This is a genomic window from Ulvibacterium sp. (assembly GCF_965248315.1).
Classification (GTDB): domain Bacteria; phylum Bacteroidota; class Bacteroidia; order Flavobacteriales; family Flavobacteriaceae; genus Ulvibacterium.
The window spans coordinates 2,069,947-2,087,106 of sequence record NZ_CBDFIX010000002.1; the positions used below are offsets into that span (position 1 = coordinate 2,069,947).

A 17,160-nucleotide genomic window follows, 5' to 3' on the forward strand; every position below is an offset into this window, starting at 1 on the left:
ACCGATACTGTCCATGTAATTCAGTTTATGTAATTACATGTTCTCGCCCCATTGTTCCATTAATTCAATGATAGGTATTAATTCCTTGCCTTTTTTGCTTAAACTGTATTCGACATTTACCGGGATCCTATCCGTTAACACGCGTCTTTCAATAATGCCATCCTGTTCCAGCTCACGTAATTGTTCCGTTAAGACCTTATTGCTGATACTCGGAATGAAATGATTGATCTGCCCAAAACGTTTGGCCGACTTCCGGATAGTGTAGAGTATGATGAATTTCCACCTTCCGCCCAAGACGGACATTATCTTGGTAACAGGGCAATTCTCGGGATTATTGTAGACATACCTCATTTTGTGGTTACTTGCAGGTTACTACAAACAGCATTGTTGCTTCCGAATCAGGAATTCTAGGCCATATCTTTGCCACACAAAGTTACATAAATAAACATAGTTACCTAAAGAAACTGATATATTATGAAAAACAATAATCTACAGGTAGAGGTATTCAAAGGCAAAGAGGCCTCCGTAAACAGTTATATCTTCAACAATACCAAATCCATAGTGGTCATGGACGTGCTGCGTAACTCAAAAGAAGCCCTGGAATTGGCACAGTACATCAAATCAAAAGGATTGCCACTCACCCATATCTTGATCACTCATGGGCACCCCGACCATTATATAGGAATGGATTGCCTTAAAAGAGAATTTCCCGAGGCCAAGATAGTGGTGTCCATTCCGGAAGTAAAACAGGACATCATTGGTTTCAGCAAATGGATGGAAAGCATCGGCTGGCTGGACAACGAACCTAATTTAAAACCAAAATCCGAGGAGAACCCAACCGGATTTGATTACGAAAACCAAATAGAGGTGCTCGATAACGGTAGTATTACCTTGGAAGGAGGGGGTACTTTAGAATTGAGCAATGACTACAATCCAGCAGAGGCAGAACACTTGACTACGGTGTACTCCAAGGATCTAAATGCTCTCTTTACTTCAGATTTCTGTTATAACGGAGTGCATCTATGGCTCGGGCAAGGGGTAGACGCGGCCCATATAGCCAATTGGAAGGCACAACTCGAAACCTTTAAGGCCCGTTATCAAGATACAGATTTGATAATTTATCCGGGGCATGGAGCATCCTCTGATATTCAACTATTTGATGTTGTGCTAAAATACATTTCCGATTTTGAGGCTTCCGTAGTAAATGAAACAACAAAAGAGGACGCCCTTACTAAAATGAAAGCTTTGTATCCCGATTGGGAACAATCTGATTTCTTGCTAGCGTACAGCGTGGATTACCACTTTAGCTTAAAAGCAAATGGATGATACTGATAACATTTGGGCTATTCGTGATGGTTCTTACCCTCTTTTATCCTCAAAACAAAGGAGAACTTGTGGTTGGTGAAAGAATCCATTTCAGCAAGATCGAGTCCAATAAAACCATCACGACTATAGAAGAAATCAAGTTTAAAAGTTCCATCGAGTGCGTAAAGCACTATAATAAATTGGTTTGTAAGCTCGCAAAGCAGAATACGGGCTACGATTTGGATACTTGGACCCATAACACCTTTATAATCTCAAATGGTTCTCTGGAGGTATCTAGGTTTGGAAATCATATCAGATTAACGAAGACCTTGGAAAAATAAGGAAATGCATCCGTACAGGTAACGACGGTTTGGGAAAACGCCCAAACCGTTTTTTGTATAATTAGAGTATCTTGTAATCACAAACGCCCCTGCCGCTAATACATAAGATATTTGAATACCATTTTCATACTTGCAGCCAATGCATAAGATAACGCTAAAAAAAGGGGAAATTCTACAAAAACCCGGAGAGTTTAATAGCAAAATCTATGTAGTAAAGTCGGGTTTGTTACGGAGTTACACCATCGACAAAAAAGGAAAGGAACATATCTTTATGTTCGCTCCCGAGGGTTGGGTCATCGCCGATAACATTCCTCCCGAATTGCAAACGGGTTTGTACATAGATGCCCTCGAAGATTCCAGCATTATTATTAGAAACAAGGACATAAACAACGAAGGTGAAAATGTGGGCCCTTTGGTAAAAAGACTGTGGGTCCTTCAAAAAAGGGTGCTCATGTTAATGAGTTCTTCCGCCATAGAACGCTATCAGGATTTCATTGAGACGTATCCGGAAATTACAAAAAGAATTCCACAGCGTATGATAGCCTCTTATTTGGGGATAACCCCTGAGGCATTAAGCAAAGTTAAAACTGAAAGAATGCGCAAATCCTAACGCCATTTCTTAATCTACATTAATGCGTAACCCCATGAGATGTAGGATATTTGATTTTTAAAATCTATTCTAATGAAAATCATATCAGTTTTATTCAAGATATCTTCCATCCTATGGATTATTTGGGGTTTGGTACATGTGCTTGCCGGGATAATGACAATGAAAGGTGTATTGACCGATGATATTTCGGCCTCGATTATTGGAATTGCCGATGCCGTTGACCCAAGCATATTGCAAATGGACTATCCCAAAGCCGCTGGAGCCGTCATTGGACAACATGGATTCAATTTATTTTGGATTGGACTGGTAACTTTTTTAGCCGCATTCTATATTTGGAAGGGAAATAAAAATGCTGTTTTTTTGGCCGCAATAACCGGAGGTCTAGCGGATTTGGGCTATTTCATTTTCATGGATTTGGGGAACTATGTAAAGTTCTTTCCAGGAACGGTTATGACCATAGTCTCATCATTGGCCATTATCACTAGTTTTTATGCCTTATTCAAAAATAAGAAGCCGGATAGGGCGGAATAAAAATCAGCATATAACATATTGGATAATAGCGGCAATAGCGCAAACTATTTAGTTTGCGCTTTTTTAGTATCTTTTGATCGCGAAAAATCGCATGGGGAAATCTCGGGATAAGGCGATAACTGCTCAAAAATCTGGTATATATGAAACAAGTAATGACCTGTATGGTTTTGGTAATTATGGCTGGTTCCTGTAAGGATGCGAAGAAACCCGATGAAGCACCAAAAACGGTTGTGGATAAAATAACGGAAGAAGAAGCCCTGGGTTTGCTACATCAATGGACGGAGGCCTATCTGGCCGGTGATGCAACTCCGTTGCAGGAAATCCTTGATGAATCTTGGGTGTACTCCGGTTCCCCGGATGGCACGGTATCGGATAAGGATGCTACCATTACCGAATTTGCCAATGCAGACTATACATTTGAGGACATTACTTATGAAGGTTTGTATGTTCGTCTTTATGATGATGTTGCAGTGGTCCGAGGATCGGAAAGAATGGTAATCGTCGGAAATTCAGGTAAGGACACCACAAAGTTGGCACTTCGTTTTACTGATGTATATCAAAAAAAGGATGGGAAAATCAGGGCTATAGCCACGCATAGCTCTCCCATCACGGAAGAGTGAAACGGTTTATTGCGAATATTCATTGGGTGCTACGGTTTTATGAACAAGGTTGGATCGGTTACGCTAATTCCATCAGGATGCTCCAGAAAATAATCCGCAATATGTTTGTATAGCTGAAGATGGTCCTCAACGCCATCCCAATTCCAATTGTCATTGATTTCGTCTTGCGGGGTATGTATCCCTCCCAAACCAAGAGGTTCTGCAATTTTACCTCCTTTTAAACGATTCCCAGTCCAAAGTGTCAATGCCGGAATTCCTTTTTTAAGGAATGATGCCGTATCAAAATTCGCGTTCAGATCATCTACCCAATCAGGACTGATATAATACCAACCCAAGGGATTTAGTATCGTTTTGACTTCATCAATAAAATCGACTCCCTGTCTGGGAAAAATAAAATAATCCTCCCGCGGTCCGGAAACATTAAAGCCATCGATATTTAGACAAATTATAATGTCCTCACTTGGAAAAATGGGATGGTCTACATAAAATTTGCTTCCATGAAGACCAAGTTCCTCACCCGCAGTTGCTACGAAAACCAAGTTATACCTTGGAGTGCCGGCGTTTTTGAATTTCCGGGCAAGTTCCAGCAGTGCGGCGACCCCCACGGCATTATCCCGTGCACCGTTATATATGGTATCTTTTTGGCCTTCTTCTTTTTGTATGCCCAGACCGTCATAATGTGCCATAAACACTACTGATTTTTTGCTTGCGGTACCGGCCTTGATAAATCCTACTACATTGGATTCCATTTCTGCTTCCCCGGGAAATGGAAATTTTTGGTAAAAAGAGTTACCATTAATAGGCTGAAGCCCTATTGACTTCAACTGCTCGGCGATATAGTTTGCGGCAAGGCGGATTCCCCGGCTGCCGGTTCCCCGACCTTCCAATTTATCCGAAGCTAGAAATTCGGTATGGGTCCTTATATTTTCCTTGGACTGTGTATGGAGTACAAATGGTAATACCAGTAATATGAAACTCCACGAGATTCTTTGATTTAAAATCATCATAAAAATGCATTAGGGTTCCCTTTAATGAGTCCGGTTTTTCCCATTCGTTTCATCGGTAGGTAAAAAAACTTAAATGAGCAGAAGAAGGTTTTTGGAATAGAGAGAAGTATATTGTAGCTTTTAAGGGTATTGCAATACATGTGCAAGAGACCACTGTAAATCTCTCTGTCCAACTTAAGAAAAAAGTATGACCCAATTAAGATTACCGGAAGCTCCAAATTCCATTCAGAAAGGTGTCCCCTTGAAACTTGTTCTGGACAGGCCAGCAATTACGCAGTTGGGAAGCAATTTGAACTTGGTGTACAAAACTTTTGATAAACAGTCCTTTGTTAAGGAAGCGATATCCCATATAGAACCTCTAACCCTTAAGGAACGCGGTTTAAAGATAGCGGAGGTATTAAAAAAGTATTTGCCCAATACCTATTCAGAGGCGATTGCCGTACTATTGGCATCACTTACCCCACCCTTACAGGATACGGAAAACCTGGGACTGTCCGGAATGTTCTATTTGCCCCATGTAAGTTTTGTGGAACAATATGGCCTGGACAGAAATTATAATAACAATGAAGATCCCTTTGCCATTTCTATGAAGGCACAATACGAACTGACAAAACGGTTTTCTTCGGAGTTTTCGATCCGCACCTTTATTATCGACCAACCCGATCGAACATTTTCCGTTTTGTATGATTGGATGAACGACCCAGATCCGCATGTACGAAGACTGTGTTCGGAAGGGACCAGACCTAGATTACCTTGGGCACAAAAAATCAGTTTATTGGTGGAAGACCCAAATCCCTCTTTGCCGATTCTAGAAAAATTAAAGAATGATGAAAACCTTTATGTAAGGCGAAGCGTGGCAAACCATGTTGGGGATATTGCCAAGGACAATCTGGATTTGGCCTTGCAATTGTGTGAAAGCTGGCTTAAGGATGCTTCCAAGGAGCTAAAATGGGTCATTCGTCATGCTTTGAGGCATCCGGCGAAAAAAAATGTGGAGAAGGCCCTGGAACTTCGTACAAGGGCAAAATAATAGGATGCCAAAATTCCTATCGCCCAAACCACCACACACTCCGGTCAATTCAACTTCTCCTTAAAAAAGTCGATCGTTCTTTGCCAGGCCAGTTCCGCTGCCTCCTTGTCGTATCGCGGCGTGCTGGTATTGTGAAAGCCATGGTTTACATCCGGATACATGAACGCCTTATATTCCTTCCCAAGGGCTTTTAAGGCTTCTTCGTAAGCTGGCCAACCCGCATTTACCCGGGTATCCAATCCGGCAAACTGAAGCATAAGGGGTGCATTAATTTGATCGATATCCTCTTTGGGCTGTCCTCCATAAAAAGGAACGGCCGCGGCCAGGTCCGGTATTTTTACGGCCATCATATTGGAAATCCAGCCCCCGAAGCAAAAGCCGACCACCCCGATTTTTCCGCTACAATCCTTGTGTGATTTTAGATAGTTATACGCAGCGATAAAGTCCTCCAACATTTCATTCCGGTCCCTTTTTCGTTGTAGGATCCTCCCTTCATCGTCATTGCCAGGATACCCGCCTAGAGGGGTCAAGGCATCGGGTGCCAAGGTAATGAACCCGTCCAGGGCCGCCCTTCGTGCCGTATCCTCAATATAGGGGTTCAACCCCCGGTTTTCATGGACTACGACGATTCCTCCCAACGTTCCTTTAGCGTCCTTGGGTTTGGAGAGCAGCCCTTTGATATCTCCACCGCCTTGGGGTGAATTATAGGTTATATAATCCGAATCCAATCTGGGATCATTTTTTTTGACCAGCATAGTATCTACGTAGTTGGGCATTAAAAAACTCATCAACGAAGAAACGGTCATACCGCCCACGGCATAGAGCCCTAATTTTTCAATGAATTCCCGACGTTGGATTTTATTGTGGGCATAGTCATCATACAGGTCAAATACTTCTTGTTTGATGTCCTCTTTCTTAAGGTTTTCCATTTTACCGTCTTTAATGTTGCCTATTTCGCCAGATTATAACAAAGTCTTTAAAAAATCTTCTTTGTAGGCCCTTCCGATAGGAACTTTGTTTTGATTTATAAGATAAATCAAATTCCCCGAAATCCGTTCGATCTTTTCTGAATTTATGATATAGGATCTATGTACGCGGAAAAAGGGAAGCCCTTCCAGTTCATCCATCCAGTGCCGTAAGGGTTCGTTGGACAGCAGTTTCCGTTTAAGGGTACATATTTCAGTATAATCTGCGTCTGATTGGATATGGATGATATCGCTTATCCTAATTTTTATGTGTTCGTGTCCCGATTTGATGTAGATCTCCTTTTTCAGCTTGTTTTCCATGGTTATTTTACCGCCTTCATCCATTTGACTTATACGAGGTACTTTGGAAATGGCCTGCAGGAAGCGTTGAAACGAGAAAGGCTTTAAAAGGTAATCCACCACGTTTAAATCGTATCCTTCCAGGGCATAATCTGGGAATGCAGTAGTTAATATCACATGCGGCGGATGGGGTAAGGTTTTTAAAAATTCTATTCCGGAGATTTTGGGAAGGTGAATATCCAGGAACATCAGATCTACCTTTTCCTTTTTCAAGAATTCCATGGCCGAAATGGCATCGGAAAACACCTCTTTTAGGGTTAGGGTACCCACATCGGCAATGAATTTTTTTAAAATCCGCTGGGCCGGTGGCTGATCCTCTATAATGATACAATTCATTGTGCTTTCGTTTTTTCCAATTGTAGCTCCAAATGCACTTCAAAATTTCCATTTCTCCGGTCGATGTCCAGTCGATGCTTATTGGGATATAGCAGTTGCAAACGTTTTTTTACGTTTTCTAGACCAATACCCTTGGCCACAGTATCCAGGGCATCGGATGATTCAAAATTGTTTTTACAATAGAATTTCAAGGTATGGCCCTCTAATCGTAGATCAATATCAATGGTAATATTACTAGACTGCCCGGATTGGCTGTGCTTAAAGGCATTTTCAATAAAAACGATTAAAATCAGGGGCGCTATTTTATAGTCCGAGGCGATATTTTGCGTGTTAAACTTGACCTCCCCTCGTTCCTCGATTTGCAGTTTATTCAACTTTACGAAATTATGCAGCTGTTCTATTTCCTTGGCCAAGGGAACAAACTTCTCCTTGCATTCGTACAACATATACCGAAGTACCCCGCTAAGCTCAAGAATAATTTCCGGGGTCTTGGCCGAATTTTCCAAGGCATGCGAATAGAGATTATTCAAATTGTTGAACAAAAAATGGGGATTGATCTGGGAACGTAAAAACTGAAGTTCGCTTTCTTGGATGGTACTGGTGAGCTCGTCTATTTGTCGCTGTTTTTGAAGGGCATCCCATCCAAATTTGAATCCGGATAGAATTACAATGATCGGCAGTACGTCAAATAAGGCAAAATAAATCCCTGGGAAGATCCGGGCCCTACGGGTACCGGCAAAAAATATTTGTTCCAATATGAATTCCTCGATCAAAATCACAGCAAAAATGACCAAGGCCACCCATCCGAAGAAAGCCCACTGTTTTTTTCGGTACAGGAATCGGGGCATTAAATAATAGGTTATAAAGGCGGCTGCCAGGGCATAGCTCAAAAAAGACCATATTTGGAATCCATCAATGCCTGGATTGTTCCTATCAAAGGAATAGAATAGCAGCACCAGGATGTGCAATACAATCTGAAAAAAGAGTTCTTTTCTTGAAATCACAAGAATGGAAATTTGAATAGCCTAAACTAAAGTATAAAAGGTAACCCATAAAAAGATGTATTCCAAACGACGTTCTTTCCCCCCTGAACAACAGGGCTACATGAATTTTCAAGGATAATTGTCGATTGGGGCCATATACATGTCGTTTATAGGATTTTGTTTTCAATTTTTTCTTAAGAATTACATCTTTGAAAGCATAATTGGAATACCCTATGAATTTGAAATCAAAATGTCTTGCTTATTTCTTGTTTAGCTTTTTCATGGCTATCTGTACAACTTTTGCCCAAAATACAGGCCCTATTACCATAAAGGGTATAGTAGTGGAGCAGACTGGAGGACAGCCGGTGTCCTTTGCCACCATAATGGTTGCGGATAACGAGACCAAAAAACCGATAAGCGGTACTACCACTTTGGACGATGGAAGTTTTGTCCTGGAGACAGAGGCGAATAATTTTTATATTGAAATCAGTTTCCTAGGTTTCCAAACACGGACCTTTGGCCAGCCCGAGGTACGGAGTAAAACCATTGATTTGGGCACTATTGAACTTTCCGAGGATGCCGAGCAATTGAATGAAGTGGTTGTCCGTGGCGAAGAATCCGTGACGGAATTTAAGCTGGACAAGCGTGTTTTTAACGTGGGAAAGGATTTGAGCAGCACCGGAGCAAGTGCCTTGGATGTCTTGAACAACGTACCCTCCGTAAATGTAAGTATCGAGGGCCAGATAAGTCTAAGGGGAAGTGCAGGGGTACAGGTGCTCATCAACGGAAAACCCTCCATAATTGCCAGTGAGGAAGGGAATACCTTGGGCACCATTACCGCGGATATGATCGATAGGGTAGAGGTCATCACCAATCCATCTGCCAAATACGATGCGGAGGGCACATCGGGTATTATCAATATTGTAATTAAAAAAGAGGAAAGGAAGGGGTTTAACGGTTCCGTTTCCGTAAATGCCGGGGCACCAGAGAACAATAGTGTGGGGATAAGCTTAAACCGGAGGACAGAGAAGTTTAATCTATTCAGTCAGATAGGGGTAGGATTTCGAGATCTGCCCAATGACATTGAAAATAGGAACGTGGATTTGATAAACAATACCACCATTTTGACCACGGGTGAGGAATTCAGGAATGAAAACTATTACAATTTTATATTGGGAACCGACTACTACCTAAGCCCCAATGACGTTATAACCCTCTCGGGAAATTTTGCGCTGGAGCTTGAAGACCAACCTTCTACCACTAATTTTGCCGCATTGGATGCCTCGGATGAAATTACCTCTCAATGGGAACGTAACGAAACCACGGAAGCCACCAATCCAAAATTCCAATATGAACTGCAGTATAAAAAAGATTTTAAAGGGGATGAGGATCATACATTAATGTTCAGTGCATTGGGGAGCTTCTTTGGAAAGGACCAATCCTCGGATTTTCTGGATACCACAATTTCCGGAGAGGACAATGATGATGCGCAACGGACCCGAACTGATTTTAAGGAATCCGTTTTTACCTTTAAATTGGACTATACCTTACCTCTTGCCAAGAAATGGACCGTGGAGACTGGAACACAGTATGTCCTCAATGACGTAAGCAATGATTTTGAGGTCAATGATCTGATAGGGGGGGAATTTATAAACGACCCCGGTCTTACCAATATTTTTGAATTTGATCAGAAGGTTTTGGGACTTTATGGTACAGGAGCGTATGAAGGGGAAAAATGGGGGGTAAAGGCTGGTGTGCGTTTGGAGCAAACGGATTTGAACACCATACTTATCAATACCAATGAGATCAATGATCAGAATTATACCAATCTATTTCCCAGCGTACATACCTCCTATAAGTTTTCCGAAAAGATATCGTTGCAGGCTGGGTACTCAAAACGTATTTATAGGCCACGGCTCTGGGATTTAAATCCTTTTTTCAATATCCGGAACAATTTTAACATTCGTCAAGGTAATCCGGACTTAATGCCTGAATTTACCGATTCCTATGAGCTTACCAGTATTTTCTTTGTAGGCAGGACTTCCCTAAATTTTGGAGTCTATCATCGGTACACCACAGATGTAATTGAGAGAATATCCATTTTTGAGAACAACGTGAATACCGTTAGACCGGAGAATATTGGTACCAATAGGTCCACGGGGATCGAGTTCAATACCAAATATAGTCCTGTTAAATGGCTAACCCTTAATGCAGACTTTAACTATAGCCAGTTTGCTCGCGATGGATTTTTTGATGATACCGTCTTCGATTTCAGTGCAAACCAATGGTCTTCCAAATTGATGACCAAAGTGAAGCTCCCAGCGGATATTGATTTGGAAGCTACTGGAAATTATCGATCTAGTTATGAGACCGTTCAGGGTAGAATAAGTGAAATGGCTTTTTTGGACCTGGGCCTACGGAAAAAATTATTTAAGGGAAGGGGCGTGCTGAATTTAAGTGTACGGGATGCCTTTGCATCCAGAATACGTGAAAATGAAATAAGTCAGGAAAACTTCTTTATCTATAGTCGCCGCTTAAGGGGCACTTTTGTGGCCTTCGGATTCAGTTACGGTTTTGGAAAAGGGGAAGCCATGGAGTTTACCGGGGCAAGAAGGAGATTTTAATCTATTTTTGCGGCCGAATAAACTTGGGTTATGGGAAGAAAGACCGAACAGACCATGCGTACCTATCATAGGTATTTAGGATTCTTTTTAGCTGGAATCATGGCCATGTACGCCATCAGCGGAATCGTACTTATTTTTAGGAATACCGACTATTTAAAAAAAGACGTACAGGTCGAAAAAAAGCTGGAACCGCAACTGACGGCTGCGAATCTGGGCAAGGCCTTACGGAAAAAGAATCTCAAAGTAGAAAAGGAAGAAGAGGGACTTATCTATTTTGAAACCGGCACCTACAATACAACAACGGGAGAGGTCCAATATCTTGAGAAGCGTTTACCCTTACTATTGGACAAAATGGCCAAAATCCATAAGGCCAATTCCGATCATCCCCTGTTTTTTCTCAATATCTTTTTTGGAGTGTCCCTTTTGTTCTTTGTACTATCTGCCTTTTGGATGTTTAGACCCAATACCCCAATTTTCAAAAAGGGCCTCTATTTTACCTTGGGCGGGATAGTGCTTACCCTGATTCTGTTATTTGTTTGACCAACCGGTAAACCCTACATTTGTTTAAAGCGATACTATCCGATACGAATCAATTCACACCATAAAAAATGATCAAATGAAAAAAAGTATTCTCAATTCGATTATTTGGGTACTGGTCATTGCACCGATACTCCTTTCATCCGGCGAACCGCCAAGGGAACCTTTGCCATCCGGGAATGAAGATGCCGGGGAATACACCCTGATAGTCGAAGGGTATGACTGGGGTCCGGCCGCTAGCCGGGTGGTCTTGTCCTTAAATGAGACCATATCGTCCGCCAATTCCAGTGAATATGAAGTTTCCGTAAAGCGTAGTACCGAACAGGCCCAGATTCCCAATGAAATGGCCTCTGGACAGCGGACGGTACAGTATGCCTATGTATCCGACAAAAATGGCCATAGGGTGGCCGAAGGAAAATTCCTGACCCTTCTCCTTGCCATAGGGCCGAATATGGTCCTTGCCTCACCCATGCAATATATTCCCAGTGCACGGGGTAATGTATGGATAGATTACCAACTGGCCATAACCCATACCGAAACCGGTAAGGTTTGGGACAAGGAGGCGAATAGGATCCTACCCTTGGTCAATGAATTCGATTTGAACGGAAAGTATACGCACAATGCGGACATCAGTCTGTCCTATGCTTCTTTTAAACCCAAGACCTCCAACAAAAAATCCCCCTTGATCATATGGCTCCATGGGGGAGGGGAAGGGGGCACCGATACGACTATTCCCCTAATGGCCAACAGGGCGGCCAACTACGCCTCGGATGAAATCCAATCCCTTTTTGGAGGGGCCTATGTCCTTGTACCCCAAAGCCCGACCTTTTGGATGCAAAGCGCCTCGGGGGAATACACCCGGGGAAAGGAAAATGATATCTACAATGAGGCCTTAATGGGGCTCATCAAAAAATATGTGGCCGATCATCCCCAAATTGATACCGACCGGATTTATGTAGGAGGGTGCTCCAATGGGGGCTATATGTCGCTGAAGTTGATACTCCTCTATCCCGATTATTTTGCTGCTGGCTATATCAGCGCATTGGCCTATCATTCCCAGTTTATTACGGACGAGCAGCTACAGAAGATTAAGGATGTCCCTATGTGGTTTCTCCATTCCAAGGACGACCCGGTGACCCTTCCGGACGAGACCGTGGTGCCCTTGTACAAACGACTGATGGAGGCCAATGCCCAAAATGTCCATTTCTCCTACTACGACAACGTAGTGGATATTACGGGCTTCTTCGGTGGTCCCAATTACCGATATCATGGCCATTTTTCATGGATCTATTCCCATGCCAACCACGCCGATTTCGATTTTCAGGGCAATCCCGTTCTTTGGGAAGGCAAACCCGTAACGATAATGGAATGGATGGCCGCACAGCGCAAGTAAGGCCTAGGGGGTACGGCGAATTTGATTTACGTTTTGGGGAAATGCAAAAATACAGGCTTAAAAGCCCCTTGCTTTTTTGTACTTTTAAAAAGATGGAATTACTAAAAAAGGAAAGCGAAAAGTAGTTATGAAAAAAGAAATAGCATTGCCCGATTTACCCTTTGAAGCCTGGAAAGAAACCCGACTCACCGTACATTTAATTCTCCAGATTATTGGAAAGGCGCGTCTAAAACTGACCACCCGGAAAAACCATTGGTGGTATATTACGCTCTACGTTACCTCCAGGGGCTTTGGTACCCATAGTATTCCGGTCAATGACGGACTTGATACGCTGGAGATAGATTTCAATATATTGGAAAAAGCCGTCGTGCTCTCTCATAGTTCATACGAACCCATTCATATTTCCCTGTTGCCCAATCCCACCATAGCGGAATTTTACGGACATTTTATGAAAGCGCTGGCCAGTTTTGACCTGCATCCCAAATTTATAGAGAAACCTTTGGATCTCGGTATTGAGACGCGTTTTGATGCCATCAAGGAATACCATCATTACGATTGGAAATATATCCAGACGTTCTGGAAATTGATGCGATGGAATCACGCTGTTTTTCAGGAATTTAGCGGCCGGTTTTATGGGAAGACCTGTCCTGTACATATCTATTGGCACCACATGGACCTAACGGTTACCCGGGTTTCGGACAAGAAACTTCCCCCCATGGATAAATCAGCGCGTATTCTGGAACGGGACACCTATTCCCACGAACAGATCAGTTTTGGATTTTGGGCGGGCGATGATAATATGTCCGAACCTATGTATTATGCCTATACCTATCCCTCCCCGGAAGGCTTGGATGAAGAACCCTTGTCGCCGGATGCTGCCCATTGGGTAGATAGCAATGGGAGTCCCATGGCCCTCTTACGCTATGAAACGGTCAGGAATTCGGAAAATCCAAGGACGACGGTATTGGATTTTTTGGAAAGCGCCTACCAAGCGGGAGCCAAACGGGCCAAATGGAATGTTACCGAATTAACGGTTCCTTCCTTGGAGGATATTTGAAACCAATAAACGTTGATCTTAAGTTTAGGGCAGAGAAAATAGGCAATTATCCATGAGGACCGCAATCAATACCTACAACAAAATTTCCCCATATGCCCACATAAAAATTGAGCCCTTTGACATCAACAAACGGTATACCAAGCCCCACAGGCACAACAAGTACTTGGAACTGGTCTATTTCAGGAAGGGTTCGGGCCTTCACCATATGGATCTTAAGAGGTACCGTATAGAACCGCCCGTAGTTTTTGTGATCCAAAAAGACCAGGTACACCATTGGGAAATCAATACCCTTCCCGAGGGATTCGTCATTATCATCAAAGCCGAGTTTTTGGAGAAGACCCTGGATAAAAAGATCAACCACCAACTTGGGCAGCTAAACCAGAAACAAGTTATTGATGTTGGTCCGGATGCTACCATCGATAGTCTCTTTGAACTTCTGTGTAGGGAAACGAGGCAAAATACGTCTGGTCAAAACGAAGTGATCGAGGGATCCTTAAAGGCCCTATTGGCCAAGATACTGAGCTATGCCATAACGGAAAGGGCTCCCTTTATGGGAGATAAACTATCCCAATTCAATACCTATTTGGGAAAACAACTAAAAAACGACGTTTCGTACTATGCCAAAATGCTCAATACTACTTCCCAAAATCTAAATGCCCTTTGCCAAAAGGAATATTCAAAGACCGCCTCCAAAGTAATCGCCCTGCATATCATTAAAGAAGCAAAGCGATTATTGAACTTCACGGATCTTTCGGTTACCGAAATTGCTTTCAAATTAAACTTCAAGGATGTTTCCCATTTTGTAAAGTACTTTAAACGGCACGAGGGCAAAACCCCGATCCAGTTCAAGAAACGACAATGATACCTTAACTTTTTCAAATACACCGTCAGACCTCGGTACCTAGGTGTAGATTTGACATTTAACGTGTCAATGGATTTTTCATGAAGTTAGGCTTGTGCGGTGCCCTCATCTTGTTTTTTGTTTCCCATTTTACCTTAGCCCAGATTACCGGAAAAATTAGTAGTAGTGATACCAGAGCTCCACTGGAATATGCTACGGCCGCTTTGTACCATCAGGAAAATAGCGAATTGGTGGCAGGAGTAATTACGGATGGTGAAGGGGTCTTTGTCCTTACCGATCTTAAAAAGGGCATGTATTATCTAGAAGTTTCCTTTATCGGCTTTGAAACAAAAACTATTCGTGATATTCGTTTAAACGTCCGCAATGAAGCCAAGGAACTTGGGACAATACTACTTAAAATTGGGACGAACCAACTGAACGAAGTGGTGGTACAGGCCGAAAGTGCCACGGTAATCAATACGATCGATCGGCAGGTATTTGAGGCTTCCAAGTTTCAGAACGCTCAAGGTGGGACCGTAACAGATGTGCTAAGAAACCTACCCTCGGTCGCCGTCAATGGTTTAGGGGAGATTAGTGTACGGGGAAGTACCGGATTCGTACTCTTACTCAATGGGAAACCGATACAGGGCGATGCCGCGGTTTTCTTGAACCAACTTCCTGCAAATTCGGTGGAAAGGGTAGAGGTGATAACGGCACCCTCGGCAAAATATGACCCGGAGGGCAAGGCAGGCCTATTGAACATCATTATGCAGAAAGAATCGGTAGCGGGAACCTTTACGCAAATCAATGTCAGGGCGGGCCTACCATCAATCGAAGGGTATGGCAATACCGAACCTTCCCGGCGTTATGGGGTGGATGTTACCCACAACATCCGCAAGGAACAATGGAACTTTTCCTTTGGGGCCAACTACCAGCGAAACGATCTGGCCGGGAGGCGGGAAGGGGATGTCTTTACTATCCTCAACGATACGCTTACCCGTTTTCCTTCCGATGGGGAACGTAGTTTTGACGAAGTAAACTACAGCGGAAGATTTACGGTGGATTTTGAACCGGATACCCTCAATATAGTTGCCCTGGGGTTTTATGCTGGAAAGCGACAAAAGGATAGAACCGCGGATATCCTATATTTTGATAACCACGCCATTACCCCTGCCAATGGTACGGAGCGTTTGTATACTTTTCAGTATTTCAATGAAAACCTAAGGGAACGAAAAGGGGATTTTGTTTTAGGAAGTCTGGATTACGCACATACCTTTCAGAATCGCTCCAAATTGTCGGCTTCCTTGCTTTATGAATATACCTTATTGGGCGGGCCGACCACGAATCGGAATTTGGGATTCCCCAATACCGATTTGGTATATCAGGATGAATTCAATACCAACGACAACCCTTTGAACGGGTTCCGATTTCAACTCGATTATGCCTGGAAACCCTTTGCCTTCGGAACCTTGGAAACGGGATATCAGTACCGGATACTGGACCATACGGGGGATTTTGTATACGAACGCCGTAACAATGTCACCGGGGAGTTTGAACTGGTACCGGAATTCTCCAGTGAGGTGGATTTAACACGCAGTATTCATTCCGCCTATGCCCAACTCAGCGAAAAAAAGGGAAAATGGGACTATGCCGCCGGAATTCGCCTGGAGGCCATGGATCGGGATTTTGACCTTCGGGATAAGACCAATACCATAGATACCACCTATACCTACAATTTTGTAAAACCCTTTCCTTCCGCCTCCCTACAATACGAGCTAAATGAACGCACTCATATCAAGGCTGCCTATAGCAGGCGTATTGAACGTACCACCACCTTTAAAATGAATCCCTTTCCGGAAAGGGAACACTCCGAAACCTTGGAACAAGGTGATGCCACCTTGCTGCCAGAGTTTATTGATTTAGTGGAACTCGGGATAACCAAAAACTTTAAGGGCGATCACTCCCTGTTCGCCACCGCCTATTTTCGGAATGTGGAGAATTTGGTAAATCGGGTAAATACGGTCTTTAATGATACCATTTTAAACCGTATTTATTCCAATGTGGGCCGGGGTCGTTCCCTGGGACTGGAAGTAGGCGGTCAATTTAAACCCACAAAGAATTGGTCCAACTTTATCGGCGGTAATTTTTATAGTTATGATATAGCAGGCACCTTTGATAACCGAGCGCTTAATACCCATAGTTTCGTGTATTCCGTTAATGCGAATAGCACCTATGCCTTTACTCCCACGGCTTCCCTACAATTTACCTTCAATTATCTTTCGACCCAAAACACCGCCCAGGGCGAGGATTCCCGCTTCTATTCGCCCAACCTTACGTTTCGAAAGGCGTTTCTGGACAATCGGTTGGTAGCGACGCTACAATGGCAAAATATGGATATGGGCCTCCTGGATACCAACGAGCAGCGCATTACGACCGAAAGGCCCGGAGAGTTTTTTACCACCACCAACTATGTCTATGAGGTAGATATGATCCTGCTCAATCTCAGCTATTCCTTCAACAAGAATACCAACAAGGCCAAGTTTATTGAAAGTGAATTTGGCAAACGGGAGTTTTAAGAACTATTGCAAACCCGGCTTTCCCTGCCCGTTCCGGAATTCCT

17 protein-coding genes are annotated in these 17,160 nt (G+C 43.1%); 12 read left to right on the forward strand and 5 right to left on the reverse strand.

The window, feature by feature from the left end:
* Positions 1-33: 33 nt before the first annotated feature.
* Positions 34-351, reverse strand: a complete 318-nt coding sequence (locus tag ACP2AF_RS10470) for a winged helix-turn-helix transcriptional regulator (protein WP_425236103.1) — start codon at positions 349-351, stop codon at positions 34-36.
* Between the two features lie 123 nt (positions 352-474).
* Here ACP2AF_RS10470 and ACP2AF_RS10475 point away from each other — a divergent pair, with 123 nt between their 5' ends.
* The 5 genes from ACP2AF_RS10475 to ACP2AF_RS10495 all read left to right on the forward strand — a co-directional run bounded on the left by ACP2AF_RS10475 (position 475) and on the right by ACP2AF_RS10495 (position 3,407).
* Positions 475-1,326, forward strand: a complete 852-nt coding sequence (locus tag ACP2AF_RS10475; RefSeq protein WP_425236104.1) for an MBL fold metallo-hydrolase — start codon at positions 475-477, stop codon at positions 1,324-1,326.
* The gene (locus ACP2AF_RS10480) at positions 1,323-1,646 is read left to right on the forward strand and encodes a hypothetical protein (RefSeq protein ID WP_425236105.1); all 324 of its coding nucleotides are present in this window, start codon (positions 1,323-1,325) and stop codon (positions 1,644-1,646) included. The genes ACP2AF_RS10475 and ACP2AF_RS10480 overlap by 4 nt, the downstream gene beginning before the upstream one ends.
* Before the next feature lie 139 nt (positions 1,647-1,785).
* Positions 1,786-2,256 (forward strand): Crp/Fnr family transcriptional regulator, encoded by a 471-nt coding sequence (locus ACP2AF_RS10485; RefSeq protein WP_425236106.1) that lies wholly within the window; start codon positions 1,786-1,788, stop codon positions 2,254-2,256.
* 72 nt (positions 2,257-2,328) lie between these two features.
* Positions 2,329-2,787, forward strand: a complete 459-nt coding sequence (locus tag ACP2AF_RS10490) for a hypothetical protein (RefSeq protein WP_425236107.1) — start codon at positions 2,329-2,331, stop codon at positions 2,785-2,787.
* 140 nt (positions 2,788-2,927) lie between these two features.
* A complete protein-coding gene (locus ACP2AF_RS10495; RefSeq protein ID WP_425236108.1) occupies positions 2,928-3,407 on the forward strand; it encodes a nuclear transport factor 2 family protein in 480 nt (159 codons plus the stop codon).
* Between the two features lie 29 nt (positions 3,408-3,436).
* On the opposite strand, the gene ACP2AF_RS10500 is transcribed toward ACP2AF_RS10495, so the two are convergent.
* Positions 3,437-4,414 carry a M20/M25/M40 family metallo-hydrolase gene (locus ACP2AF_RS10500; protein ID WP_425236109.1) on the reverse strand — a complete coding sequence of 326 codons (978 nt, stop codon included), beginning with the start codon at positions 4,412-4,414 and terminating at the stop codon, positions 3,437-3,439.
* Positions 4,415-4,601: 187 nt separating this feature from the next.
* On the opposite strand from ACP2AF_RS10500, the gene ACP2AF_RS10505 reads away from it, so the two are divergent.
* Entirely contained in the window at positions 4,602-5,444 is an 843-nt protein-coding gene (locus ACP2AF_RS10505) for a DNA alkylation repair protein (protein WP_425236110.1), read from the forward strand.
* Positions 5,445-5,488: 44 nt separating this feature from the next.
* On the opposite strand, the gene ACP2AF_RS10510 is transcribed toward ACP2AF_RS10505, so the two are convergent.
* Genes ACP2AF_RS10510 through ACP2AF_RS10520 form a run of 3 tightly spaced genes read right to left on the reverse strand, consistent with a single transcriptional unit; the run spans position 5,489 to position 8,109 of the window.
* Positions 5,489-6,373, reverse strand: a complete 885-nt coding sequence (locus ACP2AF_RS10510) for a dienelactone hydrolase family protein (RefSeq protein WP_425236111.1) — start codon at positions 6,371-6,373, stop codon at positions 5,489-5,491.
* A 33-nt stretch (positions 6,374-6,406) separates the two neighbouring features.
* Entirely contained in the window at positions 6,407-7,105 is a 699-nt protein-coding gene (locus ACP2AF_RS10515) for a LytR/AlgR family response regulator transcription factor (protein WP_425236112.1), read from the reverse strand.
* Positions 7,102-8,109 (reverse strand): sensor histidine kinase, encoded by a 1,008-nt coding sequence (locus ACP2AF_RS10520; RefSeq protein ID WP_425236113.1) that lies wholly within the window; start codon positions 8,107-8,109, stop codon positions 7,102-7,104. The genes ACP2AF_RS10515 and ACP2AF_RS10520 overlap by 4 nt, the downstream gene beginning before the upstream one ends.
* 260 nt (positions 8,110-8,369) lie before the next feature.
* Between ACP2AF_RS10520 and ACP2AF_RS10525 the strand changes: the two genes are divergently transcribed.
* The 6 genes from ACP2AF_RS10525 to ACP2AF_RS10550 all read left to right on the forward strand — a co-directional run bounded on the left by ACP2AF_RS10525 (position 8,370) and on the right by ACP2AF_RS10550 (position 17,116).
* Positions 8,370-10,712, forward strand: coding sequence for a TonB-dependent receptor domain-containing protein (locus ACP2AF_RS10525; protein WP_425236114.1), 2,343 nt, complete (start codon positions 8,370-8,372; stop codon positions 10,710-10,712).
* A 30-nt stretch (positions 10,713-10,742) separates the two neighbouring features.
* Positions 10,743-11,252 (forward strand): hypothetical protein, encoded by a 510-nt coding sequence (locus ACP2AF_RS10530; protein ID WP_425236115.1) that lies wholly within the window; start codon positions 10,743-10,745, stop codon positions 11,250-11,252.
* Positions 11,253-11,328: 76 nt separating this feature from the next.
* On the forward strand, positions 11,329-12,642 hold the full coding sequence (locus ACP2AF_RS10535) for a prolyl oligopeptidase family serine peptidase (RefSeq protein WP_425236116.1): 1,314 nt from the start codon (positions 11,329-11,331) through the stop codon (positions 12,640-12,642).
* A 127-nt stretch (positions 12,643-12,769) separates the two neighbouring features.
* Positions 12,770-13,699: a DUF5996 family protein gene (locus tag ACP2AF_RS10540; RefSeq protein WP_425236117.1), complete on the forward strand. Its 930-nt coding sequence runs from the start codon at positions 12,770-12,772 to the stop codon at positions 13,697-13,699.
* Between the two features lie 52 nt (positions 13,700-13,751).
* On the forward strand, positions 13,752-14,561 hold the full coding sequence (locus ACP2AF_RS10545; RefSeq protein WP_425236118.1) for a helix-turn-helix domain-containing protein: 810 nt from the start codon (positions 13,752-13,754) through the stop codon (positions 14,559-14,561).
* Positions 14,562-14,641: 80 nt separating this feature from the next.
* Positions 14,642-17,116, forward strand: a complete 2,475-nt coding sequence (locus tag ACP2AF_RS10550; protein ID WP_425236119.1) for a TonB-dependent receptor domain-containing protein — start codon at positions 14,642-14,644, stop codon at positions 17,114-17,116.
* Positions 17,117-17,160: the final 44 nt, after the last annotated feature.

Coding starts and splice junctions, on each gene's coding strand:
- ACP2AF_RS10470 (WP_425236103.1), bottom strand. CDS start 351: ATGAGGTATGTCTACAATAATCCCGAGAATTGCCCTGTTACCAAGATA.
- ACP2AF_RS10475 (WP_425236104.1), top strand. CDS start 475: ATGAAAAACAATAATCTACAGGTAGAGGTATTCAAAGGCAAAGAGGCC.
- ACP2AF_RS10480 (WP_425236105.1), top strand. CDS start 1,323: ATGATACTGATAACATTTGGGCTATTCGTGATGGTTCTTACCCTCTTT.
- ACP2AF_RS10485 (WP_425236106.1), top strand. CDS start 1,786: ATGCATAAGATAACGCTAAAAAAAGGGGAAATTCTACAAAAACCCGGA.
- ACP2AF_RS10490 (WP_425236107.1), top strand. CDS start 2,329: ATGAAAATCATATCAGTTTTATTCAAGATATCTTCCATCCTATGGATT.
- ACP2AF_RS10495 (WP_425236108.1), top strand. CDS start 2,928: ATGAAACAAGTAATGACCTGTATGGTTTTGGTAATTATGGCTGGTTCC.
- ACP2AF_RS10500 (WP_425236109.1), bottom strand. CDS start 4,414: ATGATGATTTTAAATCAAAGAATCTCGTGGAGTTTCATATTACTGGTA.
- ACP2AF_RS10505 (WP_425236110.1), top strand. CDS start 4,602: ATGACCCAATTAAGATTACCGGAAGCTCCAAATTCCATTCAGAAAGGT.
- ACP2AF_RS10510 (WP_425236111.1), bottom strand. CDS start 6,373: ATGGAAAACCTTAAGAAAGAGGACATCAAACAAGAAGTATTTGACCTG.
- ACP2AF_RS10515 (WP_425236112.1), bottom strand. CDS start 7,105: ATGAATTGTATCATTATAGAGGATCAGCCACCGGCCCAGCGGATTTTA.
- ACP2AF_RS10525 (WP_425236114.1), top strand. CDS start 8,370: ATGGCTATCTGTACAACTTTTGCCCAAAATACAGGCCCTATTACCATA.
- ACP2AF_RS10530 (WP_425236115.1), top strand. CDS start 10,743: ATGGGAAGAAAGACCGAACAGACCATGCGTACCTATCATAGGTATTTA.
- ACP2AF_RS10535 (WP_425236116.1), top strand. CDS start 11,329: ATGAAAAAAAGTATTCTCAATTCGATTATTTGGGTACTGGTCATTGCA.
- ACP2AF_RS10540 (WP_425236117.1), top strand. CDS start 12,770: ATGAAAAAAGAAATAGCATTGCCCGATTTACCCTTTGAAGCCTGGAAA.
- ACP2AF_RS10545 (WP_425236118.1), top strand. CDS start 13,752: ATGAGGACCGCAATCAATACCTACAACAAAATTTCCCCATATGCCCAC.
- ACP2AF_RS10550 (WP_425236119.1), top strand. CDS start 14,642: ATGAAGTTAGGCTTGTGCGGTGCCCTCATCTTGTTTTTTGTTTCCCAT.